This is a genomic window from Streptomyces sp. CCM_MD2014, assembly GCF_000772045.1.
In the GTDB taxonomy this organism is placed as follows: domain Bacteria; phylum Actinomycetota; class Actinomycetes; order Streptomycetales; family Streptomycetaceae; genus Streptomyces; species Streptomyces salinarius.
Genome location: NZ_CP009754.1, coordinates 2,399,528 through 2,422,454 on the forward strand (window position 1 = coordinate 2,399,528; position 22,927 = coordinate 2,422,454).

Annotated in this window: 22 protein-coding genes; 11 read left to right on the plus strand and 11 right to left on the minus strand. The window is 72.5% G+C overall.

Annotated features, from left to right (window positions below):
* Positions 1–13 precede the first annotated feature (13 nt).
* The 4 genes from NI25_RS10320 to miaA form a co-directional block, all read right to left on the minus strand.
* Entirely contained in the window at positions 14–2,191 is a 2,178-nt protein-coding gene (locus tag NI25_RS10320) for a RelA/SpoT family protein (RefSeq protein ID WP_061442181.1), read from the minus strand.
* 291 nt (positions 2,192–2,482) lie between these two features.
* Entirely contained in the window at positions 2,483–3,376 is an 894-nt protein-coding gene (gene dapF / locus NI25_RS10325) for a diaminopimelate epimerase (RefSeq protein ID WP_061442182.1), read from the minus strand.
* Positions 3,377–3,445: 69 nt separating this feature from the next.
* Positions 3,446–3,946 carry a hypothetical protein gene (locus tag NI25_RS10330; RefSeq protein ID WP_061442183.1) on the minus strand — a complete coding sequence of 167 codons (501 nt, stop codon included), beginning with the start codon at positions 3,944–3,946 and terminating at the stop codon, positions 3,446–3,448.
* Positions 3,947–4,053: 107 nt separating this feature from the next.
* Positions 4,054–4,992, minus strand: coding sequence for a tRNA (adenosine(37)-N6)-dimethylallyltransferase MiaA (gene miaA / locus NI25_RS10335; protein ID WP_061442184.1), 939 nt, complete (start codon positions 4,990–4,992; stop codon positions 4,054–4,056).
* 182 nt (positions 4,993–5,174) lie between these two features.
* Between miaA and NI25_RS10340 the strand changes: the two genes are divergently transcribed.
* Both NI25_RS10340 and NI25_RS10345 read left to right on the plus strand, forming a co-directional pair.
* Positions 5,175–5,462 carry a hypothetical protein gene (locus NI25_RS10340; RefSeq protein ID WP_061442185.1) on the plus strand — a complete coding sequence of 96 codons (288 nt, stop codon included), beginning with the start codon at positions 5,175–5,177 and terminating at the stop codon, positions 5,460–5,462.
* Between the two features lie 24 nt (positions 5,463–5,486).
* Entirely contained in the window at positions 5,487–5,786 is a 300-nt protein-coding gene (locus NI25_RS10345; protein WP_061442186.1) for an antitoxin, read from the plus strand.
* Between the two features lie 233 nt (positions 5,787–6,019).
* Here NI25_RS10345 and NI25_RS10350 read toward each other — a convergent pair whose 3' ends face one another.
* Both NI25_RS10350 and miaB read right to left on the minus strand, forming a co-directional pair.
* Positions 6,020–6,733 (minus strand): class III extradiol dioxygenase subunit B-like domain-containing protein, encoded by a 714-nt coding sequence (locus NI25_RS10350; RefSeq protein ID WP_061442187.1) that lies wholly within the window; start codon positions 6,731–6,733, stop codon positions 6,020–6,022.
* Positions 6,734–6,782: 49 nt separating this feature from the next.
* Positions 6,783–8,300 (minus strand): tRNA (N6-isopentenyl adenosine(37)-C2)-methylthiotransferase MiaB, encoded by a 1,518-nt coding sequence (gene miaB, locus NI25_RS10355; RefSeq protein WP_061442188.1) that lies wholly within the window; start codon positions 8,298–8,300, stop codon positions 6,783–6,785.
* Positions 8,301–8,431: 131 nt separating this feature from the next.
* On the opposite strand from miaB, the gene NI25_RS10360 reads away from it, so the two are divergent.
* A complete protein-coding gene (locus NI25_RS10360; RefSeq protein ID WP_078884584.1) occupies positions 8,432–9,607 on the plus strand; it encodes a cellulose-binding domain-containing protein in 1,176 nt (391 codons plus the stop codon).
* 355 nt (positions 9,608–9,962) lie between these two features.
* Here the strand turns inward: NI25_RS10360 and NI25_RS10365 are convergent, their stop codons facing one another.
* Together NI25_RS10365 and NI25_RS10370 are read right to left on the minus strand one after the other, a co-directional pair.
* A complete protein-coding gene (locus tag NI25_RS10365; protein WP_059297894.1) occupies positions 9,963–10,622 on the minus strand; it encodes a response regulator in 660 nt (219 codons plus the stop codon).
* Positions 10,622–11,710, minus strand: coding sequence for a HAMP domain-containing sensor histidine kinase (locus tag NI25_RS10370; RefSeq protein ID WP_061442190.1), 1,089 nt, complete (start codon positions 11,708–11,710; stop codon positions 10,622–10,624). Before NI25_RS10370 ends, NI25_RS10365 begins: the two co-directional genes overlap by 1 nt.
* Before the next feature lie 123 nt (positions 11,711–11,833).
* Between NI25_RS10370 and NI25_RS10375 the strand changes: the two genes are divergently transcribed.
* Positions 11,834–12,319 (plus strand): cation:proton antiporter regulatory subunit, encoded by a 486-nt coding sequence (locus NI25_RS10375; RefSeq protein WP_061442191.1) that lies wholly within the window; start codon positions 11,834–11,836, stop codon positions 12,317–12,319.
* Positions 12,320–12,323: 4 nt separating this feature from the next.
* Positions 12,324–13,556: a cation:proton antiporter gene (locus NI25_RS10380; protein ID WP_061442192.1), complete on the plus strand. Its 1,233-nt coding sequence runs from the start codon at positions 12,324–12,326 to the stop codon at positions 13,554–13,556.
* Positions 13,557–13,623: 67 nt separating this feature from the next.
* Here the strand turns inward: NI25_RS10380 and NI25_RS10385 are convergent, their stop codons facing one another.
* Complete coding sequence (locus tag NI25_RS10385; protein WP_078884585.1) at positions 13,624–14,118, minus strand: MazG nucleotide pyrophosphohydrolase domain-containing protein; 495 nt, start codon at positions 14,116–14,118, stop codon at positions 13,624–13,626.
* A 73-nt stretch (positions 14,119–14,191) separates the two neighbouring features.
* On the opposite strand from NI25_RS10385, the gene NI25_RS10390 reads away from it, so the two are divergent.
* Positions 14,192–15,187 (plus strand): TAXI family TRAP transporter solute-binding subunit, encoded by a 996-nt coding sequence (locus NI25_RS10390; RefSeq protein ID WP_061442193.1) that lies wholly within the window; start codon positions 14,192–14,194, stop codon positions 15,185–15,187.
* Here NI25_RS10390 and NI25_RS10395 read toward each other — a convergent pair.
* Together NI25_RS10395 and NI25_RS10400 are read right to left on the minus strand one after the other, a co-directional pair.
* Positions 15,184–16,620: a sensor histidine kinase gene (locus NI25_RS10395; RefSeq protein ID WP_061442194.1), complete on the minus strand. Its 1,437-nt coding sequence runs from the start codon at positions 16,618–16,620 to the stop codon at positions 15,184–15,186. The two genes, NI25_RS10390 and NI25_RS10395, sit on opposite strands and share 4 nt — an antisense overlap.
* Complete coding sequence (locus tag NI25_RS10400; RefSeq protein WP_061442195.1) at positions 16,617–17,315, minus strand: response regulator transcription factor; 699 nt, start codon at positions 17,313–17,315, stop codon at positions 16,617–16,619. Before NI25_RS10400 ends, NI25_RS10395 begins: the two co-directional genes overlap by 4 nt.
* 318 nt (positions 17,316–17,633) lie before the next feature.
* Between NI25_RS10400 and NI25_RS10405 the strand changes: the two genes are divergently transcribed.
* The 5 genes from NI25_RS10405 (at position 17,634) to NI25_RS10425 (ending at position 22,832) form a co-directional block, all read left to right on the plus strand.
* On the plus strand, positions 17,634–18,410 hold the full coding sequence (locus NI25_RS10405; RefSeq protein ID WP_061442196.1) for an amino acid ABC transporter ATP-binding protein: 777 nt from the start codon (positions 17,634–17,636) through the stop codon (positions 18,408–18,410).
* A 136-nt stretch (positions 18,411–18,546) separates the two neighbouring features.
* A complete protein-coding gene (locus NI25_RS10410; RefSeq protein WP_061442197.1) occupies positions 18,547–19,386 on the plus strand; it encodes a glutamate ABC transporter substrate-binding protein in 840 nt (279 codons plus the stop codon).
* A gap of 84 nt (positions 19,387–19,470) precedes the next feature.
* Positions 19,471–20,139, plus strand: coding sequence for an amino acid ABC transporter permease (locus tag NI25_RS10415; RefSeq protein ID WP_061442198.1), 669 nt, complete (start codon positions 19,471–19,473; stop codon positions 20,137–20,139).
* A complete protein-coding gene (locus NI25_RS10420) occupies positions 20,136–21,023 on the plus strand; it encodes an amino acid ABC transporter permease (RefSeq protein ID WP_061442199.1) in 888 nt (295 codons plus the stop codon). Before NI25_RS10415 ends, NI25_RS10420 begins: the two co-directional genes overlap by 4 nt.
* Positions 21,024–21,209: 186 nt before the next feature.
* Complete coding sequence (locus NI25_RS10425; RefSeq protein ID WP_061442200.1) at positions 21,210–22,832, plus strand: FAD-dependent monooxygenase; 1,623 nt, start codon at positions 21,210–21,212, stop codon at positions 22,830–22,832.
* The last annotated feature ends 95 nt before the right edge of the window (positions 22,833–22,927 follow it).

Consider the following 22,927-nt stretch of genomic DNA (forward strand, 5'->3'; position numbering starts at 1 on the left):
GCGGGGGGCCGGTTCAGGCGCCCGTCGGCTGGGGTTGGGCACGGCTGACGTCGTACACGCCGGCCACGTCGCGCATGGCGCGCATCAGGGCGGGCAGCCGGGCCGCGTCCGGGAGGACGACGGTGTAGCTGTGCCGGACACGCTGACGGTCCGGGGGCTCGACGGTCGCGGAGACGATTTCGGCGCCTTCGAGGGCCATGGCCTCGGTGAGGTCGGCCAGGAGGTGCGGGCGGCCGAACGATTCGGCGAGCAGGGTCACCCGGCAGCCGGTGCTCTCTCCCCAGCGCACCCCGATCTCCGCGCGGCCGGCGTTCTTCATGCGCGTCACCACGGCGCACTGCGCGCGGTGCACGGTCACCACTCCCCCGCGCACGGCGAACCCGGTGATCTCGTCCGGCGGTACGGGGGTGCAGCAGCCCGCCAGCCGCACGGTGGCGCCCGGGGGGTCGACGAGGACGTCGGCCGAGGCCGGGCGTGCGGGCGGGGTCTCCGCGGCCGGCCTCGACGCGCCGGGGTGGGCGTGGGCCCCGGGTGCGGCGGGGCCGCGTGCCGGGCCCTCCGCCTCGGGCTCCGGTTCCGGGTGGGCCGCGAGCCTGCGCTGGATGGCGATCCGCGCGGCGGGCGTGTGGGCGTGCTCCAGCCACTGTCTGGCGGGCTCGGAGGCGGGGTCCTGGCCCATCAGGAGCTGCACGGTGTCACCGTCCCGCAGCACCGTGCTCATGGGCGCCAGCCGGCCGTTGACCCGGGCGCCGATGGTGGCGTGCGCGTCCTCGCCGTACTGGGCGTAGGCGGCGTCGACGCAGGTCGCGCCGTCGGGGAGACCGAGGGTGCCGCCGTCGGGGCGGAAGACGGTGATCTCGCGGTCCTGGGCGAGGTCCTCGCGGAGGGTGGACCAGAAGGTGTCGGGGTCCGGGGCGCCGCGCTGCCAGTCGAGCAGCCGGGAGAGCCAGCCCGGGCGGGTGGGGTCGGCGCGCTCGCCGTCGCCCGCGCTCTGTTCCTCGGACGGCTGGGCGTACGGGTTGCCGAGCGCGACCACACCGGCCTCGGCGACCTTGTGCATCTGGTGGGTGCGGATGAGGACCTCGACGACCTGGCCGTCCTCCGCACGGGCCACCGCCGTGTGCAGCGACTGGTAGAGGTTGAACTTGGGAACGGCGATGAAGTCCTTGAACTCCGAGACGACCGGCGTCATACAGGTGTGCAGCTCACCGAGGACGGCGTAGCAGTCGGCGTCCTCCTGGACGAGTACCAGGAGGCGGCCGAAGTCCGCGCCGCGCAGCGTGCCGCGCTTGCGCGAGACGCGGTGCACGGAGACGAAGTGGCGCGGGCGGATGAGGACTTCGGCCTGGATGTCGGCCTCGCGCAGCACTCCGCGCACCTCGTCGGCGACCGCGGCGAGCGGGTCGTCCGTGCGGGCGGCGTTCTCGTGGACCAGCTCCCGGGTGTGCGCGTACTCCTCGGGGTGCATGACCGCGAAGACGAGGTCCTCCAGCTCGGACTTGAGCGCCTGCACGCCGAGCCGTTCGGCGAGCGGGATGAGGACGTCGCGGGTGACCTTGGCGATGCGTTCCTGCTTCTCGCGGCGCATGACGCCGAGGGTGCGCATGTTGTGCAGCCGGTCGGCGAGTTTGATCGACATCACCCGGACGTCGTTGCCGGTGGCGAGGAGCATCTTGCGGAAGGTCTCGGGCTCGGCGGCGGCGCCGTAGTCGACCTTCTCCAGTTTGGTGACGCCGTCGACGAGGTAGCGGACCTCGGCGCCGAACTCCTCGCCGACCTGGTCGAGCGTGACCTCGGTGTCCTCGACGGTGTCGTGGAGGAGGGAGGCGGTCAGGGTGGTGGTCTCGGCGCCGAGTTCGGCGAGGATCAGGGTGACGGCGAGGGGGTGGGTGATGTACGGCTCGCCGCTCTTGCGCATCTGGCCCCGGTGCGAGGACTCCGCCAGGACGTAGGCGCGGCGCAGCGGGTCGAGGTCGGCGTCGGGGTGGTGGGCGCGGTGGGCCTCGACCACGTGGCCGATGGCGTCGGGCAGCGCCCGGCTGCGGGTGGCGGAGCCGAGCAGGGCGGCGCGGCCCAGTCGGCGCAGGTCGATCCGGGGGCGGGCCTTCCTGCGGGGCGCCGGGGTCACGGCGCCGGTGGCCGCGGGCGGCACAGGGCCCGGGCTCGTCGGGTTCACGGCCTCCGCATTCATGGGCACCTCCGGCTGCGCGGACCGGCGGACGGGGAATCCCAGGGCGGACACGGCTCAGGGGATGGTGTCGGTCCCCCGTCCGGGCCGGTGCTTGATGCTATCGAGCCCATCACGTGCGGCCGACCGCCTCTCGCCGAGCGTGAAACGGATCACCCATTCGAGCGATGGTCCGAGGGTTTACGTTTTCGCACTGAGTGTCATGGACCGGGCTTCGGTTCACCGCGGTGGTGGTCACGTCAGTGGTGGTCACCGCGGTCGCGGTCACCGCGCGGTGGTTGACCGGGCTGTGGTTCAGGCGAGTACCCCTTCCAGCCAGGCGGAGTCGAACTCGCCCTCCGCCACGATCACCGCGGGGCCCGTCATCTCGATCTCGCCGTCGGGGCGCTCGGTGATCACCAGGGTGCCGCCGGGCACGTCGACGGTGTAGGTGACCGGGGTGCCGGTGACCGCCGGGTCGACGCCGTCCTGGCGGGCGGTGGCGACGGCGACGGCACAGGCGCCGGTGCCGCAGGAGCGGGTCTCCCCGGAGCCGCGCTCGTGCACCCGCATCGCCACGTGGGCGGGACCCCGGTCGACCACGAACTCGACGTTGACCCCGTCCGGGTAGGCGCCGGCGGGCTCGAAGGGCGGCGGAGCGTACAGGTCTCCGGCGTGGGCCAGGTCGGCGACGAAGGCGACCGCGTGCGGGTTGCCCATGTTCACGTTCCGCGCGGGCCAGGTGCGCTCGCCCACGCTCACCTCGACCTCGCCCTCGGGGAGCAGCGCGCGGCCCATGCCGACGGTGACGTCACCCTCGGCCGAGCCGCTGCCGGACCCCGCCTTGGCGATGTGCACGCGCTTGACTCCCCCGCGCGTCGCGATGGCCAGGTCGCCTTCGGAGACGTGCCCGGCGCGCTGGAGGTAGCGGGCGAAGACCCGCACGCCGTTGCCGCACATCTCGGCGACGGAGCCGTCGCCGTTGCGGTAGTCCATGAACCACTCCGCCTCGGCGGCCATGCCCCTGGCCTCGGGGTGGGCCGCGGAGCGCACCACGTGCAGCAGTCCGTCCCCGCCGAGACCCGCGCGGCGGTCGCACAGCGCGGCGACGGCGGCGGGGGGCAGGTCGAGGGCGTTCTCCGGGTCGGGAACGATCACGAAGTCGTTCTCGGTGCCGTGACCCTTGAGGAAGGCGATCCGCGTGCTCATTCCTCGATCGTACGGGGTGAGCACCCCGCGACGACGAGGGGCGGCCGGGCGCTCGGACGGGGCGGTCCGTCAGCTCCGCAGGCGGGCGACCCGCCACACGGCCAGGACGACGACCGCGGCGACCGCCAGGGCGTACACGAGGATCGTCCGCCACTCGGCACGGCGCTCCGATCCCCGCTGGGGCAGACCCGGCCAGGTGTAGCCGACCCGGCGGGCGGCCATCATGCCCCAGCCGGCCGCGCAGGAGCAGATCAGCAGGCCCAGCATCGCGATCACGGCGCCGCTGTCGCCGAAGTCGAAGGCGAGGGGGAAGGCGAACATCAGGGAGCCGACCGCGGCCAGACACACGATGGGGGCGAGCTGCCACAGCCGCAGCCGGCGCTGGGGACGCAGCTCGACCTCGACCTCGTCGCCGTACATCTCGTCGGGCTCGGGTCCGTCCGCGGTGACGCCCTCCGGCGTCTCGTCGGGACCGTCCGGGTTGAGGGCGCCGCCGTCCGGCTCCGGGCCGCCGCGGTCGGCGGTGCCGTGCTCGGTGCTCGGTGCGGTGTCGCGAGGGCCGGCCTCCATCGCCACGCGCCCTCCCAACTAGGACTCACTCGGTCGATCGAAGCTCGATGATGGCACGCCGCCGAAGGCCCCGATGACGGCCGGGGCGTCCCGATGCCATCACGTGATCAGGCTGTAACCGGTCGTTCGACCAACGACAGGGCGAGCCGCGGAAGTTCCGTGCGGTCCGCCACACCCCCACTCAGCCAGTGCACCCGCGGGTCGCGCCTGAACCACGAATCCTGACGGCGCGCGAAGCGCTTGGTGGCACGGACGGTTTCGTCGCGCGCCTCCTCCAGCGTGCATTCGCCGGCGAGGGCCGCGAGGACCTGCTGGTAGCCGAGCGCGCGCGACGCGGTGCGCCCCTCGCGCAACCCCTGCGCCTCCAGCGCCCGCACCTCGTCGACCAGACCCGCCTCCCACATCCGGTCGACGCGCCGGGCGATGCGCTCGTGCAGTTCGGGGCGTGCCACGTCGACGCCGATCTGCACGGTGTCGTAGACGGAGTCGTGGCCGGGGAGGTTGGCGGTGAAGGGCTTGCCGGTGATCTCGATCACCTCGAGGGCGCGCACGATGCGACGGCCGTTGCCGGCCAGGATGGCCCTCCCCGCCTCCGGGTCGGCCGCGGCGAGGCGGGCGTGCAGGGCACCCGAGCCGTACCGCGCCAGCTCCTCCTCGAGACGGGCCCTGACCTCGGGGTCGGTGCCGGGGAACTCCAGGTTGTCGACGGCACCGCGCACATAGAGGCCGGAGCCGCCGACGAGGACCGGCCAGCGCCCCTCGGCGAGCAGCGCGTCGATCCGTTCCCGCGCGAGGCGCTGGTACTCGGCGACGGACGCCGTGACCGTCACGTCCCAGACGTCCAGCAGATGGTGCGGGACGCCACCGCGTTCCCGGGGCGTCAGCTTGGCGGTGCCGATGTCCATCCCACGGTAGAGCTGCATGGAGTCGGCGTTGACGACCTCGCCGCCGAGCCGCTCGGCCAGGAAGACGCCCAGATCGGACTTTCCGGCCGCGGTGGGTCCGACTACGGCGATGACGCGGGGGGCGGGGGGTGCGCTGCTCACCGCTCCAGTCTCGCAAACCTCTCAGCCGGCCCTCGAACGAGTTACGTGACGGTCCGCGACCGGAGTCGTTGCCCGTTGCGAGGTTCCCGCTCCCCGGACCACCGGGTCATGGCCCCGGCCACGCAAACGGACGCACCGGACGCCGCGGGATTTCGCCCGCACGAGTAACGTATGGAGTTGATATGGGCGTTTTTGCACGGCTTTTTCGGAGGTCGAAGAACACCGAGGAGACGTCGGTCGCCGAGCCGCGGACCGACACCTCGGACACCCCGGACACCGAGGGTGCCGCGGAAGCGAGCACGGCCGAGGCGGCTGAGACGACCGACGCCGGTCCCCGGAACACGGCGGAGACCGACGACGCCGCCGGGGCCACCGCCGAGGGCGGCGACTCGGAGAGCGTCGGCATCCCCAAGCAGCAGTCGGCCGGGGAGGCCGTCGACAACGAGGCCGACAAGGGCGCCCGCACCTGACTGCCCCGCGAGGGAAGGCGAACCATGGGTCTCCTGGACAACTTGAAGGCCAGACTGGAACCGGCGAAGGGCAAGGTCTCCGACCTCGCGCAGCAGCACGGCGACAAGATCGACCGCGGTCTCGACAGGGTGGCGCGGACCGTCGACGAACGGACCAAGGGCAAGTACAGCGACCGCATCCAGACGGGCACCGGCAAGGCCAAGGGCGCCATGGACCGTCTCGCTCACAAGGATGCCGAGGGCGGCGAGGAGAGAGGCGGCGGCGCCCCCGGCGGAACGCCCGGCGGCACCACCCCTCCGGCGGGACCGCCTCCGGCTTCCTGACGGCGTCGGCACGTCGGCGCTTCAGCGCCTAGGCACGTGAGCAACTGGGCACGTGGGCGCGTGGGCAACGGTCCGGAGGCCGGATCGGGCCGGTCCGCCGCGTATGCCCGCGTGCCCACGGGCGCGTGAGCCTGCCCGTGGGGACGCCTTCGCGCCCGCGTGACCCGGCCCGCGCGGGACTGCACACTCCGCACGCGCGCGTGCCCACCCGGCGCTACGGCCACTCCCAGCCGCTAGGACCAAGTGGCCGCCACGTACCCGACCCCGTAGGGCGCGTCCTCGTAGAGCAGCGTGCCGGCGAGGTCCGTGCCCTCGGCCGCACCGGCCAGGACCTGCCAGGGCGCCCGGCCGGAAACCTTCAGCTCACGGGCCAGTGCGACGTCCAGGGCCAGGAGGGCGGCCGGGTCGGCCGCGCCCAGGGCCCGCCCCACCTCCGCGTCGAAGGGCGCCGCCCGCTCGTCGAGGTACCCGGGTGCCTTGAGCGTGCGGCAGGCGCTGGCGTCGCCCAGCACCAGCAGCGCGGTCCGTCCGGCCCGGGCGGCGATGTCCCGGCCCACGGCGGCACAGCGCTCGGCGGGCAGCGCTTCTCCCACCCCGATGCCCTCGACGGGGGCGTCGGTCCACCCGGCCCTGCCGAGCAGCCAGGCGCCCACGGCCAGTCCGTACGGCAGGACGGGACCGCGCGCGTCGCCGACGTCGGCGCCAAGGTACACGTCCAGCTCGACGCCGAAGCCGCGGAAGGAGCCCGGCGCACCCTGCGGGCAGACCTCGGGGCCGGCGGTGTCCGCGGGGCCGACGACCACGAGCCGGTCGGGCCGGGACGCGGCGAGCACGCCCAGCGCGTCCGCGCACGCGGCACGTGCGGCGTCCAGCTCGGGTGCGGCACCCGCGGCGACCTCCGGTACGAGGAGCGGCGGGCAGGGACAGACGGCGGCGGCGACAAGCATGATCGGCAGCGTATCCCCGTGCCGCCACCCCCGGCGGCACCCCCTGCGGTCAGTCGCAGCCGCAGCCGCCCGCCACGGCCGGCTGGGGCTCGGGAACGCCGATCTTCGGCAGCCCGAGGAGCACGCCGGCCGGCTTGGCCTGCTCGGCCGTGTTCCGCTTCTCCCAGGCGTCGCCCGCGCGCGTGCGGCGCACATCGAGCACCGCGCCCTCGGCGAGGAGATGATGCGGGGCGGCATAGGTGATCTCGACGGTCACCACGTCGCCGGGGCGCACCTCCTGCTCGGGCTTGGTGAAGTGCACGAGGCGGTTGTCGGGGGCACGGCCGGAGAGGCGGTGGGTGGTTCCGTCCTTGCGGCCCTCGCCCTCGGCGACCATGAGCTCCAGGGTGCGGCCGACCTGCTTCTTGTTCTCCTCCCAGGAGATCTCCTCCTGGAGGGCGACGAGGCGCTCGTAGCGCTCCTGGACGACCGCCTTGGGGATCTGGCCGTCCATCTCGGCGGCCGGGGTTCCGGGGCGCTTCGAGTACTGGAAGGTGAAGGCCTGGGCGAAGCGGGCCTCGCGCACCACGTGCAGGGTCTGCTGGAAGTCCTCCTCGGTCTCGCCGGGGAAGCCCACGATGATGTCGGTGGTGATCGCCGCGTGCGGGATGGCGGCCCGCACCTTCTCGATGATCCCCAGGTAGCGCTCCTGCCGGTACGAGCGGCGCATCGCCTTGAGCACCGGGTCGGAGCCGGACTGGAGCGGCATGTGCAGCTGCGGCATCACGTTCGGCGTCTCGGCCATGGCGGCGATGACGTCGTCGGTGAAGTCGCGCGGGTGCGGCGAGGTGAAGCGGACGCGCTCCAGGCCCTCGATGGTCCCGCAGGCGCGCAGCAGCTTGCTGAACGCCTCGCGGTCGCCGATGTCGGAGCCGTAGGCGTTGACGTTCTGCCCGAGCAGGGTGATCTCGCTGACGCCCTCGGCGACCAGGGCCTCGACCTCCGCGAGGATGTCGCCGGGACGGCGATCCTTCTCCTTGCCGCGCAGTGCGGGGACGATGCAGAAGGTGCACGTGTTGTTGCAGCCGACGGAGATGGAGACCCAGGCCGCGTAGGCGCTCTCGCGCCGGGTGGGCAGCGTGGACGGGAACGCCTCCAGGGACTCGGCGATCTCGACCTGCGCCTCTTCCTGCACGCGGGCGCGCTCGAGCAGCACCGGGAGCTTGCCGATGTTGTGGGTGCCGAAGACGACGTCCACCCAGGGGGCCCGCTTCACGATGGTGTCGCGGTCCTTCTGGGCCAGGCAGCCGCCGACCGCGATCTGCATGCCGGGGCGGCTCGCCTTCTTCGGGGCGAGGTGGCCGAGGTTGCCGTACAGCTTGTTGTCGGCGTTCTCCCGTACGGCGCAGGTGTTGAAGACGACGACGTCGGCGTCGCCGTCGGCACCCTCGGGGGCGCGGACGTAACCCGCGTCCTCCAGCAGACCGGACAATCGCTCGGAGTCGTGGACGTTCATCTGGCACCCGTAGGTGCGTACTTCGTAGGTGCGCGTGCCGCCCGCTGACTGGCTCCGGTCGATGCTGCTCATGGCAGTAAGGGTAGGCGGTCGCGGAGGCGGCGATCGCCGCCGCACGTATTGACAGTACACCGTCATACTCGGTGTGATGCATGGGAGCGCTCCCACACATCGACGTCCCTTCTCCTCACTGGAGGCACCCCGTGCTCACCCGAGTCCTGCGATTACCGCGCCGGCCCTGGACCGCCGTCGTGGCCGCCGTCGCGCTGGTCGTGTCGGTCCTGGCGGCCATGCCCGCGAGCGGTGCGGCGTCGGACGCCTGCCGCGTCGACTACACGGTCGACGCGTGGGCGGGCGGCTACACCGCCCAGGTCAGGATCACCAACCTCGGCCCCGCGGTCGGCGACTGGCGGCTGACCTGGACCTACACCGGCGATCAGCAGGTGACGTCGGCGTGGAACGCGACCGTCACCCAGACCGGCGCGTCCGTCGTCGCCGTCGACGCCGGCTGGAACGGCGCGATGGCCACGGGCGGCACCGCCGAGTTCGGGCTGCAGGGCACCTGGCGGTCCGCCGCCCCGGCGCCGGACGACTTCGCGCTCAACGGCCTGACGTGCGGCGGTGACGGCGGCACACCGCCCACGACGCCGCCGCCCACCACGCCCCCTCCGACCACTCCGCCGCCGTCCGCGGAGTGCGGTGACGCCGTGATCTGCTCGGGCTTCGAGGACCAGGCCGGTTCCGAGCCGTCCGGCGACTGGCGGTTCACCGCACCCGACTGTCAGGGCACGGGCTCGGTCGCCGTCGACTCGACGGTGGCGCACGAGGGCGGCAGGTCGCTCCGGGTGGACGGCCGGGCCGGCTACTGCAACCACGCCTTCGTCGCCCACACCGCGGACCTGTCGGCGGTCGGCCCGGTGATGTACGTACGCATGTGGGTACGGCACACCACCGCGCTGCCGGTCTCCCACGTCACCTTCGTGTCGATGCCGGACTCGGCCCAGGGCGGCCGGGCGCTGCGCGTGGGCGGCCAGAACGGCGCGCTGCAGTGGAACCGGGAGAGCGACGACGCCACCCTGCCCGCGCAGAGCCCGGCCGGGGTCGCGCTGAGCCGGCCGCTGGCGACGGACGGCTGGCAGTGCCTGCGGTTCGCGATCGACACGTCGGCCGGCCATCTGGACACCTGGCTCGGCGACGAGCAGGTTCCCGGCCTGCACGCCGACGGGGTGCCGACGCAGGACGTCGACCAGCAGTGGCTCGCCCGCGGCACCGCGCCCCGGCCGACCGCGCTGCGGCTGGGCTGGGAGAGCTACGCGACCGGCGACGACACGGTCTGGTTCGACGACGTGGCCGTGGGCTCCGCTCCGATCGGCTGCTGACGGGCGGCGGGGGCGCGGACGGGACCGCCGGGCGCGGCCCCCGGACGCCGCCCTCCGCCCGATGACGGCCCGCCCCCTCCCGGCCGCGCGGCCCACACCGCGGGCGCGGGGCGGGGCGCGGCTCACCACCTCCGGCGCGGGCGCGGGGCGGGAGCGCCGGGGACCGCTCCCCCGCGCGCTCCCCCGCCCGGCGCCACCGGCCCGTTCCGGCTGAGCCGCCCGCGCCCGCCGGACGACCGGCCCGAACGGGCACACTGCCGCGGGAACCGCGAGATCCGGGACAGCCCGGCTCACGGCCTCCGGCGCGGGCGCGACGCGGGAGGGCCGCGCCGCCCGACCTGGTGCGCGGACGCGGCTACGGCTCGATGAGCCCCGCGCGGATCGCGTACCGGGTGAGCTCCAGGCGGTCCCGCACCCCCAGTTTCTGCAGGAGGTTCGCGCGGTGGCGTTCGACGGTCTTGGCGCTGATGAACAGCAGCTCGCCGATCTCCTTGGAGGTGTGGCCCTCGGCGACCAGCTTGAGGATCTCCTCCTCGCGCTCGGTGATGGGCCGCTCGGGCAGACCCCCGCCGCCCTGCACGCGGTCGAGGTAGGAGCGGACCAGGGCCCGTTCGGCGCCGGGGTAGATGAACGGCTCGTCGCGCACGGCGGCCCGGCACGCCTCGACCAGGTCCCGGTCGGCGACGGACTTGAGCACGTATCCGCAGGCGCCCGCCTTGAGCGCCTCGAAGAAGTACTGCTCGTTGTCGTACATGGTCAGGATCAGGATGCGCAGCTCGGGCAGGCGGCGGGAGAGTTCGCGGGCCGCCTGGAGGCCGGTCATGCGGGGCATGGCGACGTCCAGGACGGCCAGGTCGACCTCGGTGGCCCGCGCGGCCGCGACCGCTTCGGCACCGTCACCGGCCTCCGCGACCACCGTGAGATCGGGTTCGCCGTCCAGGATGAGGCGGACGCCGCGGCGTACGAGGGTGTGGTCGTCGGCGAGCAGGACGCGGATCGGGGGCCGTGCTGACATCAGGGGCTGTCTCCGGTTCGGTCTGCGGAACGGTCCCCCGGCGGTGCGGGGACGCGCAGGCGTACGTCGGTGCCCCCTCCGGGGGCGGGTGCGAAGTTGATCTCGGCTCCTATCAGCAGGGCCCGCTCCCGCATCCCGCGGATGCCGGCGCCCTCGGGTGCCGTGCCGAGGCCGGTGCCGTTGTCGCGGACGAGGAGTTCGACACCCCCGCCCCCGTCCCCGGCCGGCGGCAGCGGGCGCAGTGTGAGCGCCGCGCGGTCCGCGGCGGCGTGGCGGGCGGTGTTGGTCAGGCCTTCCTGCGCGACCCGGTAGAGCACGAGTTCGGCCTCCGGGGCGAGCGGGGGCAGGTCGCCGGGGATGTGGTGCTGGACGGTCAGGCCGTGGTGGGTGAACTCGGCGGCGAGCGAGCGCAGGGCGCTGGCCAGGCCGAGTTCCTCCAGGACGCCGGGGCGCAGCCGGCGGGCGATGCGGCGGATCTCGTCGAGGCCGGCCCGGGTGGCCTCCTGGGCGAGGGACACCTCCTCGCGCAGTTCGCCGGGGACCCGGTCGGCGACGCGCTTGAGCTGGAGGAGGACGGCGGTGAGCGTCTGGCCGACCTCGTCGTGCAGCTCGCGGGCGATGCGGTGGCGTTCGCGTTCCTGGGCCTCCAGGGCCCGGCCGGCACCGGCGGCGCGTTCGGCCTGGAGCCGGTCCAGCATCGTGTTGTACGTCGCGATCAGCTGCGCCGCCTCGGCCGGTCCGGAGACCTCGGGACGGGTCCCCGGCACGAGCAGGTCGGCGGTGGCCATGGCCCGCCCCAGCCGGTGCAGCGGGGTGAGTCCGATGCGAAGCACGACCGCGTTGCCGGCGAGCAGTACCGAGAGGCCGGCCAGCAGGACGAGGGCCTCCCCGGCCAGCACGGGGGTGGACACGGTGACCGGTCCCAGCAGCAGTGCGGTGGCGACGACCAGGCCGGCGGCGTTGAGCGAGAAGATCCGCCAGAACAGCGACACGTTCCTCTTCCCGCTCCTCCCGGCCTTCTCGCACGACACCCCCGCGGCCAGCTTCACCGACCGCGACCGGCTGCGTATATCCGTCACGACACCCATATCGCCACCGTACGTGCGGATGGCAGCATGGCGAGGTCGCGGGCACGTCACCCACGTGCGCAAACGCAGCAAAAGCAGCAAGCCACGCGGCAGGCAAACGCAGGACGAATGAGGGGAAAGCACGTGTCAGCTCCACGCCTGAGGGCGACGCCGCTCCCGGGTATCGGGGTCCAGTACGACCTGGTGACCCGCGAGCACCGCCACCTGTCGGTGGTGGCCCACCGCGACGGGGCCCGCACGGTCAACGTGTACCGGTCCGACGACCCCGATTCCTGCGCCCACTCACTGCGGCTGACGGGCCCCGAGGCGGGCGCGCTGATCGACGCGCTGAAGCCCTCCCACCACAGCGCGAGCCTGCTCTACACCACCGATCTGGGGCTGGTCGCCGAGCGGATCGAGGTGGCCGCCACCTCCCGCTGGAACGGGCGGCTGCTGGGCGACACCCGGATGCGGACCGAGACGGGTGCCTCGATCGTGGCGGTGCTGCGGCGGGCCGAGGCGATCCCCTCCCCGGCGCCGGACTTCCGGCTCGTGGGTGGTGACACCTTGATCGTCATCGGCACCCGTGAGGGCGTCGACGCCGCCGCGGCGATACTCGGGCAGGAGTGAGCCGGTGCACTCCGCGGTTCTGCTGATCGAGTTCGGTTCCATCATCCTCGGGCTCGGGCTCCTCGGCCGGTTCGCCGGCCGCTACCGCCTGTCCCCCATCCCGCTGTACCTGCTGGCCGGTCTGGCCTTCGGCGAGGGCGGTCTGCTCCCGCTCGGTGCGAGCGAGGAGTTCGTCGCGACCGGCGCCGAGATCGGCGTCATCCTCCTGCTGCTGATGCTGGGCCTGGAGTACACGGCCAGCGACCTGGTCACCAACCTCAAGTCCCACTACCCGGCGGGCCTCGTCGACTGCGCGCTCAACGCCGTGCCGGGCGCGGTGGCCGCGCTGCTGATGGGCTGGGGCCCGGTGGCCGCCGTGGTCCTGGCCGGCGTGACGTGGATCTCGTCGTCCGGTGTGATCGCGAAGGTCCTCGGCGACCTGGGCCGGGTCGGCAACCGCGAGACTCCCGTGATCCTGAGCGTGCTGGTCCTGGAGGACCTGGCGATGGCGGTGTACCTGCCGATCGTCACGGCCCTGGTCGCCGGCGCCGGTCTGATGACCGGGAGCATCACCCTGGCGATCGCGCTGGCCGCGGCCGGTCTCGTACTCTTCGTCGCCGTGCGCTACGGGCGGCTCATCTCCCGCTTCGTCTCCAGCGACGACCCCGAGAAGCTGCTCCTGGTGGTGCTGGGCCTGACGATCCTCGTCGCCGGTGTGGCGCAGCAGCTCCAGGTGTCGGCGGCGGTGGGCGCCTTCCTGGTGGGCATCGCGCTGTCCGGGGAGGTCGCGGAGGGCGCGCACACGCTGCTGAGCCCGCTGCGGGACCTGTTCGCGGCGGTCTTCTTCGTCTTCTTCGGGCTGCACACGGATCCGGCCAGCATTCCGCCGGTCCTGCTGCCCGCGCTGGCGCTGGCGCTGCTGACCGCGTTGACGAAGATCGCCACCGGGTACTGGGCGGCGCGGCGGGCCGGGATCTCCGTCAAGGGCCGCTGGCGGGCGGGCGGCGCGCTGGTGGCGCGCGGCGAGTTCTCCATCGTGATCGCGGGCCTCGCCGTCTCGGCGGGCATCGAGCCGTCCCTGGGTCCGCTGGCCACGGCATACGTCCTCATCCTGGTCGTCCTCGGCCCCCTCACCGCACGCTTCACCGAGCCGCTGGCGATGCGCGTCTTCCGGCGCCGCGACAACCCCGACCGTCCCGGCGGCCCCGCGGAGGGGACGCCCCGGGCCGCGGAGGCGGAAGCCTCGGTCGGCGACTGACCCCGGCCCGGCCACGGCTCCCCCGCACGACCCCGGCACACGGTGCCGGGGTCGTCGTGCGCCTCGCTCAGGCGCCCGGCGTCGTCGCGGTCCCGGCCGTCGGAGGCGTCCACCCCTGCCGGCGCAGTACGCCCGAGACGTCCGGCGCCTCGTAGTGGTCGCCCTTGAGGACCTTGCCGTCGGCCCGGCGGCTGACGCGGCCGTCGGGGCCCAGCTTGGTCATGTTGGAGCGGTGGACCTCGGCGATCACCGCGTCCAGGTCGATGCCGTGCACGAGGGCCGTGCCGTAGGCGACGTAGACCACGTCGGCCAGCTCGTGCGCGAGCCGGTCGAGCGGGCCCCCGACCGAGACCTCGGCCACCTCGGCGGCCTCCTCGGCGAGCAGCTCGCCCCGGTGCGCGGCGAGGGCGGGCGGGACCTCGGTCGGAGTGCTGCGCGCGTCCAGGCCGAAGGCGAGGTGGAAGGCGCGGACCAGGTCGGCGGGCGACGTGCCGCTCCCTGCGGACGGCGTACCGCTCCCGGCGGGCTGGGTGCCGCTCTCGGCGGGCGGGGTGTTGCTCATGCCGACGACTGTAGCGACCGCCACTGACATGGGGCCCTGGTCAGGGTGGGTGCGGGCTGGCAGGATCGCCCCCATGTCCACGCTGCTCTCCCGTATCGGCAGGCGCCGGGCCGTCCAGGGGGCGGTCGCCGGTGCCGTCGTGCTCGGGCTGCTGCTGTGGTGGCTGCTGCCGCTGGGAGAGAAGCCGCCGAGCGGGTCGATCACGTTCAGCACGGGTACCCGCGCGGGCGTCTACCAGAAGTACGGCGAGCTGCTGCGCACCGAGCTGCGCAAGGACATGCCGGATCTGAACGTGCGGCTGATGACCAGCGCGGGTTCGCAGGAGAACGTCGAACGGGTGGCGTCCGGAGAGGCCGACTTCACGATCGCGGCGGCCGACGCGGTGGAGACGTACAAGCTGTCCGGCGGTCCGGGCGCCGAGGAACTGCGCGGGGTCACCCGGCTCTACGACGACTACGTGCAGCTCGTCGTACCGAGCGACTCGGACATCCAGTCCGTGGCCGACCTGCGCGGCAAGCGGGTGGCCATCGGGCTGCCCAACTCGGGGGTTCGGCTGATAGCGACCCGGCTGCTCAAGGCCGTGGGCATCGATCCGGAGACGGGCATCACGCCCCGGGCGGACGGGATCGACACCGGTCCCGGGCGCCTCGGCGACGAGCTCGACGCGTTCTTCTGGTCCGGCGGGGTGCCGACGGACGGCCTCGAGGAGATAGCGGAGAGTTCCGCGTTCCGGTTCGTGCCCATCGGCGAGGACCTGGTCACCGAGCTGCACGAGTCGGGCGGCGCGACCCGCTACTACCGCACCACCAACATGCCCGAGTCCGCCTACCCCACCGTGCAGAACGGTGCCGTGGTGCCCACCATGGCGGTCTCCAACCTGCTGGTGACCCGCGCGGACGTCGATCCGCGGCTCACCGAGTGGCTGACCCGGACCGTGCTCGACAGCCGCGACGGCATCGGAGCACACGTGCACTCCGCACAGCTGGTGGACCTGCGCACCGCGATCTACACCGACCCGCTGGAGCTGCACGAGGGCGCCCGGCGCTACTACCGGTCGGTCAAGCCCTAGGGACGCGGCTGCCGCGGCTCCACCGGGGCCGTGCCCGCCGTCCGGGGCACCCTGACCGTGACCCGAAGGCCGTGCGGCTCGTGGTGGCCGAAGGAGATCGAACCGTCGCCCGCCGCGAGCAGCGCCCGGCAGATGGACAGGCCCAGGCCGGAACCGTTGACGTTCTGGTGCCGCCCGCTGCGCCAGAAACGGTCCCCCACGCGCGCGAGCTCGTCGTCGGTGAGCCCGGGACCGTTGTCGGTGACGACGACGGTGGCGGCGTCCCCGGCGGAGGCGACCTCGACCCGCACCGTCTCGTCGGGCGGCGTGAACTTCACCGCGTTGTCGATGACCGCGTCCAGGGCGCTGGACAGGGCCACCGGGTCGGCCCAGCCCGTGGTCGGCGGGCAGTCGCCGACCAGTCGTACTCCCTTGGCCTCCGCCGTCGGCGCCCAGGCCGCCACCCGCTCGGCGGTCAGCGCGCCGACGTCGGTGACCTTGAGGTCGGCCTGGCTGTGCTCGGCCAGGGCCAGGTCGAGCAGGTCGTCCAGGACCCGGGCGAGCCGCTTGCCCTCGGTCTGGACGGAGGCGATCTCCTCGTTGCCCTCGGGCAGTTCGAGGGCGAGCAGCTCGATGCGGAGCAGCAGCGCGGCGAGCGGATTGCGCAGCTGGTGCGAGGCGTCGGCGACGAAGGCGCGCTGCTGCTCCAGCACGTCCTCCACGTGGTCGGCCATCTCGTTGAAGGACCCCGCCAGGCGCCGCAGTTCCGGTGGTCCCCCGGACGGTGCGACGCGGGACTTGAGCCGCCCGGTGGCGATGTCGTGGGTGGTGGCGTCGAGCACCCGTACCGGCCTGAGCACCCAGCCGGTCAGCCGCAGTGCGGCGCCGACGGCGAGCAGCATCGCGGCGAACTCCCCGGCGCCGATGAGCAGCCAGCCGCGCAGGGTGCTCGACCGCATGGAGTCCGTCGGCGACTCGGTGACCACGACCGCGACCACGTCGCCGTCCCGGATGACCGGGGAGGCCACCACCAGGCGGCCGTCCTGCCAGGGCCACACCTGCTCGGGGTCGTGGCTGCGGCGGCTGAGCAGCGCCTCGTCGAAGGAGTCGCGCACCTCGCCGGCCTGCGGCAGGAACCATGTCGTGGGCGCGTTGGCCATCGGGATGTGGTTGCGGTAGAAGACGCCCGCCTTGATGCCGTAGACCTCGTAGTAGCTGGTCAGCTCGGTCTGCAGGGTCGCCAGGCGTTCGTCCGTGTCCGTCCGGCGTGAGCCGCCCGACCCGTCCTCGGTGACGAACTGGGCGAGCGCGGCGAAGCGTGCGGTGTCGTCTATGCGGTCGATGACGACCTTCTGCTGCTCGGCGCGCGCGACGCTGACGCCGAGCGGCACACCGAGGGCGAGCAGTACGGCCGCCATCAGGACGATGAGCAGCGGCAGCAGGCGTGTGCTCACCCGGCCCCTTGGGCGGTGGGGGCGACGAGGCGGTAGCCGACGCCGCGGACGGTCTCGATCAGCGCGGGCATGTGGAGCTTGGAGCGCAGGGAGGCGACGTGCACCTCCAGGGTGCGCCCGGTCCCCTCCCAGCTGGTGCGCCAGACCTCGCTGATGATCTGCTCGCGGCGGAAGACCACGCCGGGGCGCTGGGCGAGGAGGGCGAGCAGGTCGAACTCCTTGCGGGTGAGCTGGACCACCGACCCGTTCACGCTCACCTGGCGGGTCGGCAGCTCGATGCGCACGGCCCCGAGGCGCACGACGGTCTCGGTGCTGCCGGTGGCGTCCTCGTGGACGGTGCGCCGGCTCACGGCGTGGATCCGGGCCAGCAGCTCCCCCGTGTCGTACGGCTTGACCACGTAGTCGTCGGCGCCGAGGTTGAGGCCGTGGATGCGGGAGCGGACGTCGGACCGCGCGGTGACCATGATCACCGGGGTGCTGGTGCGCTTGCGGATCTTGCCGCACACCTCGTATCCGTCCTGGTCGGGCAGGCCCAGGTCGAGCAGGACGACTCCGAAGCCGTCGACCTCGGGGACGAGCGCCTGGAGCGCCTCCTCGCCGCTGCGCGCATGGGTGACGTCGAAGCCGTGCCGTGCCAGGATCGCGGACAGGGCGGCGGCCACGTGGTTGTCGTCCTCGACGAGCAGCAGTCTCATCCGGGCTCCCTTCGGTTCATCGGCCGTACGCTCGGCGCGGGTAGGAATCGGGCGGGCAAGGGTTGCGGGCGGGTGGAACCACCGGCACGCGCGCGTGCGTCCTGTGCAGTGACTCCGATACAGGGGGACGGCGTCAAGAGGCTGCCGGTTGCGGCCGCTCGAAGTTATCCGGCCGATATGCGCCCAGCTCACAAGCGCTACGACTGGTGTCCGATCGCTACCGGATCGTGATGCTCAGATCTCGCTCAGATGTAGAGACGCGGCGTGGCCCGGGTCACTACTGTCCTCCGAAACCCAGGAGGACGGAGCCCGAGAGCGATGACCGAAGTATCGGTGGCCAAGGAAGACAAGGCTGCGACCGGCGATCTGGTCGTCCTGGACAGTGTCAACAAGCACTTCGGCGCGTTGCACGTGCTCCAGGACATCGACCTGACCATTCACCGCGGCGAGGTCGTCGTGGTCATCGGGCCCTCGGGGTCCGGCAAGTCCACTCTGTGCCGCACCATCAACCGGCTGGAGACCATCGACTCCGGTTCGATCACGATCGACGGCAAGCCGCTGCCGGCCGAGGGCAAGGAACTGGCCAGGCTGCGCGCCGACGTCGGCATGGTCTTCCAGTCCTTCAACCTCTTCGCGCACAAGACGGTGCTCGAGAACGTGACCCTGGGCCAGGTCAAGGTCCGCAAGGTCGACGCCAAGAAGGCCGAGGAGAAGGCCCGCGCCCTGCTCGACCGGGTCGGGGTGGGCGCCCAGGCGGACAAGTACCCCGCGCAGCTCTCCGGCGGTCAGCAGCAGCGTGTCGCCATCGCGCGGGCGCTGGCCATGGACCCGAAGGTCATGCTCTTCGACGAGCCGACGTCGGCCCTCGACCCCGAGATGATCAACGAGGTCCTCGAGGTCATGAAGCAGCTCGCCGAGGACGGCATGACCATGATCGTGGTCACGCACGAGATGGGCTTCGCCCGCTCGGCGGCCAACCGCGTGGTGTTCATGGCCGACGGCCGCATCGTCGAGGAGGCCACGCCGGACCAGTTCTTCAGCAATCCGCGCAGCGACCGTGCCAAGGACTTCCTGTCGAAGATCCTGCACCACTGAGACTTCGGAGCGGCTCCGGCGCCCCGCGCCGACCGCGCCGGCGGCCCGCTCCCGACGGCCGCACCCGATCGCCTGATCCTCTGATCGTCCGATCGCAGCTCGATTGCAGCTCGATCACAGCCAAAGGATGTTCCCCATGAAGCTTCGCAAGGTCTCCGCCGCCTCGGCCGCCGTGCTCGCCCTCGCCCTGACCGCCACCGCGTGCGGCGGCGACGACGGAGGCGACAGCGGTTCCTCCGGTGGTGGCGACAAGAAGATCACCATCGGTATCAAGTTCGACCAGCCCGGCCTCGGCCAGAAGACCCCGGACGGCTACGCGGGCTTCGACGTCGACGTCGCCACGTACGTCGCGAAGAAGCTCGGCTACACCGAGGACCAGATCGAGTGGAAGGAGTCGAAGAGCGCCGACCGCGAGACCATGCTGCAGCGCGGTGACGTCGACTTCATCGCCGCCACGTACTCGATCACCCCCGAGCGCTCGGAGAAGGTCGACTTCGCCGGCCCCTACCTGCTGGCCCACCAGGACGTGCTGCTCCGCGCCGACGACGACAAGATCAAGTCGCCGGAGGACCTGAACAACGCGAAGCTCTGCTCCGTCACCGGTTCGACCTCGGCCCAGAACATCAAGAAGAAGCTGGCTCCCAAGGCCCAGCTGCAGCCGTACCCGACGTACTCGGCCTGCCTGCCCGGTCTGCAGAACGGCGCCGTCGACGCGCTGACCACGGACGACTCGATTCTCGCCGGTTACGCCTCCCAGGCGCAGTTCAAGGGCAAGTTCAAGCTCGGCGGCTTCAAGCTGACGAACGAGAACTACGGGATCGGCGTCAAGAAGGGCAGCGACCTCAAGAACAAGATCAACGACGCGCTCGAGGCCATGGTCGCCGAGGGGGCCTGGGACAAGGCCGTCAAGGACAACTTCGGCCCGGCCAACTACAAGAACGAGCCGGCGCCGAAGATCGGCGACATCAAGAGCTGAGGCCGGGCCTGACGGGGTGCGCCGCCCCACGACAGGGGCGGCGCGCCGGATCGGGCGTCCCTACACGCGGAAGCGCGGGAGATCGTGTTCGACTTTCTCGACAAGTACGACCTGTTGGGAGCCTTCTGGACGACGGTGCAGCTCGCTGTGCTGTCGGCCGTCGGCTCCCTGATCTGGGGCACCATACTGGCCGCCATGCGGGTCGGCCCGGTGCCGTTGATGCGCGGCTTCGGAACCGCGTACGTGAACATCGTCCGGAACATCCCGCTGACCGTGATCATCCTGTTCGCGTCGCTGGGACTGAACCAGACGTTGGGGGTCACCCTCGGCGGAGGGAATGACTTCGAGACGATCAACTTCCGGCTCGCCGTGCTGGGTCTGGTCCTCTACACGTCGTCGTTCGTGTGCGAGGCGCTGCGCTCCGGCATCAACACGGTGCCCGTCGGCCAGGCGGAGGCGGCCCGGGCCCTCGGTCTGAGCTTCGGCCAGGTGCTCCGGCTGGTGGTTCTGCCGCAGGCGTTCCGCTCGTCCGTCGTTCCGCTGGCGAACGTGCTGATCGCCCTGATCAAGAACACCACGGTCGCCGCCGCCATCGGTGTGGCGGAGACGGCGCTGCTGATGAAGGAGATGATCGAGAACGAGGCCCAGCTGCTGCTCATCTCCGCGGTCATCGCTCTCGTGTTCGTGGTGTTGACGCTGCCGACCGGCCTGATCCTCGGCTGGGTGGGCAAGAAGGTGGCGGTGAAGCGATGAGCTCGGTCCTCTACGACGCCCAGGGCCCCCGCGCCAAGCGTCGCAACGTCCTCTTCACGGTCGTCTTCCTGGTCGCCCTGGCCGCCCTGCTGTGGTGGGTGTTCGGCACCCTCAACGACAAGGGTCAGCTGGAGTGGGCGCTGTGGAAGCCCTTCTTCACCGGCACCGAGGCGTGGTCGACGTACATCTGGCCGGGTCTGCAGAACACCCTGAAGGCCGCGGTGCTCGCGGTGGTCATCGCCCTGCCCCTCGGCGCGGCACTGGGCATCGCCCGGCTCTCCGACCACGCGTGGGTCCGGGTACCGGCCGCGGTCGTGGTCGAGTTCTTCCGGTCCATCCCCGTGCTGGTCCTGATGATCTTCGGGCTCGCGCTGTTCGCGGAGTACACCAACGTCAGCTCGGACGACCGCCCGCTGTACGCCGTCGTCACCGGCCTGGTGCTGTACAACGCCTCGGTCCTCGCCGAGATCGTCCGGTCCGGCATCCTCGCCCTCCCCAAGGGCCAGGCCGAGGGCGCCATGGCGATCGGGCTGCGCAAGGGCCAGGTCATGCGGCTGATCCTGCTGCCGCAGGCGGTCACCGCGATGCTGCCGGCCATCGTCAGCCAGCTCGTCGTGATCCTCAAGGACACCGCGCTCGGCGGCGCGATCCTCACGTTCCCGGAGCTGCTCGCGTCGGCCAACACCATGAGCGGCTACTACGGCGCCAACGTGATCGCGAGCTACACCGTGGTGGCCGTGATCTACATCGCGCTCAACTTCGCCCTCACCAGCTTCGCGGGCTGGCTGGAGCGCCGGCTGCGGCGGGCGAAGAAGTCGACCGGTGCGGTGCTCAAGGCGGACGACGTCGAGACCGCCGATGCCGGAACCGTCGGCAAGGTCTAGCAACACCTGACACTCGGTCATCTCGTATGACCATCAACGGAGGCCGTGGCGTGATCGCCACGGCCTCCGTCGCTTGACGCAAGCTGCGGCAATAGGTTGCATACGTTCTGTGACCGTGCACCCTGCTCAAACGTCCTGTTCACCCACGTCCCCCGGGACACCGCCACGGGCAGGGGGCGCCGCACCGTGGACCCGGTGATCATCACCGGAGCGGGGCCCGTCGGGCTCACGCTCGCCCTGGCGCTGGCGCGGCAGGAGGTGCCCTGCGTCGTCCTCGACGAGGGGCCGGGCAAGGACGAACCGCGCCCCGCGCGCACCGTCGTCCTGCGCGAGGAGGCCGTCGCGCTCGTCGAGCGGCTGACCGGCACACCGCTGACGGGGCTCGGCGCGCGTTGGGCCGGATGGCGGTCGATGCGGCGCAAGCAGGTGACGCGCGAGGTCGTGTTCGGCGACACCGACCCGGCCCCCCTGCACATCGCCCAGCACGAGCTGACCGGAGTCCTGCGCACGGCACTCGCCCGCGAACGGCTCGTCAAGATCTCCGTGGACAGCCGCCTGGACGGCATCGAACAGGAACGCTCCGGCGTCACGGCCCACACCCGCGGCCCCGCCGGCACCTGGTGGCGCGGCAGTTGGCTGGTCGGCTGCGACGGCCCCCGCTCCACCGTCCGCAAGCTCCAGGACATCCGCTTCCCCGGCCGTACGGCGGTGGAACGATACGCCGTAGCCGCGCTGCGCACCGAACTCCCGTGGCCCGACGAGGCGCTGCTCCACCGGATGCCGCCGTGGCGGACGACCGGGCCGTGGGCCGGCGAGGTGGTCGCCCGCCCGCTGCCGGACGGCGTGTGGCGCCTGGACTGGCTGCTGCCGCCCGGCAAGGACCTCGTCACGCCGGAGCTGCTGGTGAACCGCGTGCGCGAGACCCTCACCGGGTGGGCCGACGGCGCAACCCCGGCGTACGAGCTCCTCGACACCGGCGTCCACACGGTCCACCACCGTCTCGCCCGTCGCTGGCGGGTGAGACGCGTGCTGCTCGCCGGGGACGCGGCACACCTGCTGGGCGCGCTCGGCACGCAGGGTCTCGAAGAGGGACTCCTCGACGCCGACAACCTCGCGTGGAAGCTGGCCCTGGCCTGGCACCACGGGCCTCGCGAGGCGCTGCTCGACAGTTACCAGGAGGAGCGGCGGGCGGCGATCTCCGCGCGGCTGCGCGCCGCCGACCAGCTGCTTCCCCTGCTCCGCGGTGGCGGCGGGCTGCGCTCCTACGTCCCCGGCGCGGCCCGCGGCAACGACGCCCTGCTGACGGACGGTCACCTCGGACGCGGCACGCTGGGCTCGACGGGGTCCTACGCCGGTTCGCCGCTGGCGCCCGAGGGCGTCGCCGGGGAGGTGTCCGTCGGCACACCGCCGGGGACGCCCGTCACCGACGTGCGGGTCACGGCGGAGGACGGCACCTTCGTACGGCTCCGTGACCGGCTGGGGCGCGGGGCGCTGCTGGTGGTGCTGATCGCGCCGGGTACCGGGGTGTGGGAGCGCAAGCACTGGGTGACGGCCGGGGTCATGCCCCGACTGGCGGCCGCGGTGACGGCGCTGCCCCACCGCGCCGAGTTGCTGGTCGCCGAGAGCTATCCGGGCGCCGCGGCGCACACCGTGCTGCTGGTGCGGCCCGACGGTCACCTGGTCACGGCGCTGAACGGGGTGCGCCCGGCCGACCTCTACGCGGCTGCCGAGGCGGCGCTGGGCGGGGCGACGGCCGGGGCGGCATCGGAGGCCGAGGAGGGGGCGGGGGCGGCCGCCGGTTCCCGTTGAGCGGACCGTCGGCCGGCCGCCGTCGGGCCCGGTATCCGCTCCTCGGGTGTGCGGGCACTGTCCGCATGGTGACGCTGAGTTGACCGGCCCGCACC

Bases quoted from the DNA above. Each gene is read 5' to 3' on its own strand.
- NI25_RS10400 (WP_061442195.1), bottom strand. From the start codon at position 17,315: ATGAGACTGCTGCTCGTCGAGGACGACAACCACGTGGCCGCCGCCCTG.
- NI25_RS10385 (WP_078884585.1), bottom strand. From the start codon at position 14,118: ATGAGCAACACCCCGCCCGCCGAGAGCGGCACCCAGCCCGCCGGGAGC.
- NI25_RS10420 (WP_061442199.1), top strand. From the start codon at position 20,136: ATGAGCTCGGTCCTCTACGACGCCCAGGGCCCCCGCGCCAAGCGTCGC.
- NI25_RS10410 (WP_061442197.1), top strand. From the start codon at position 18,547: ATGAAGCTTCGCAAGGTCTCCGCCGCCTCGGCCGCCGTGCTCGCCCTC.
- NI25_RS10405 (WP_061442196.1), top strand. From the start codon at position 17,634: ATGACCGAAGTATCGGTGGCCAAGGAAGACAAGGCTGCGACCGGCGAT.
- miaB (WP_061442188.1), bottom strand. From the start codon at position 8,300: ATGAGCAGCATCGACCGGAGCCAGTCAGCGGGCGGCACGCGCACCTAC.
- NI25_RS10365 (WP_059297894.1), bottom strand. From the start codon at position 10,622: ATGTCAGCACGGCCCCCGATCCGCGTCCTGCTCGCCGACGACCACACC.
- NI25_RS10330 (WP_061442183.1), bottom strand. From the start codon at position 3,946: ATGGAGGCCGGCCCTCGCGACACCGCACCGAGCACCGAGCACGGCACC.
- dapF (WP_061442182.1), bottom strand. From the start codon at position 3,376: ATGAGCACGCGGATCGCCTTCCTCAAGGGTCACGGCACCGAGAACGAC.
- NI25_RS10350 (WP_061442187.1), bottom strand. From the start codon at position 6,733: ATGCTTGTCGCCGCCGCCGTCTGTCCCTGCCCGCCGCTCCTCGTACCG.
- NI25_RS10345 (WP_061442186.1), top strand. From the start codon at position 5,487: ATGGGTCTCCTGGACAACTTGAAGGCCAGACTGGAACCGGCGAAGGGC.
- NI25_RS10320 (WP_061442181.1), bottom strand. From the start codon at position 2,191: ATGAATGCGGAGGCCGTGAACCCGACGAGCCCGGGCCCTGTGCCGCCC.
- NI25_RS10370 (WP_061442190.1), bottom strand. From the start codon at position 11,710: ATGGGTGTCGTGACGGATATACGCAGCCGGTCGCGGTCGGTGAAGCTG.
- NI25_RS10340 (WP_061442185.1), top strand. From the start codon at position 5,175: ATGGGCGTTTTTGCACGGCTTTTTCGGAGGTCGAAGAACACCGAGGAG.
- NI25_RS10390 (WP_061442193.1), top strand. From the start codon at position 14,192: ATGTCCACGCTGCTCTCCCGTATCGGCAGGCGCCGGGCCGTCCAGGGG.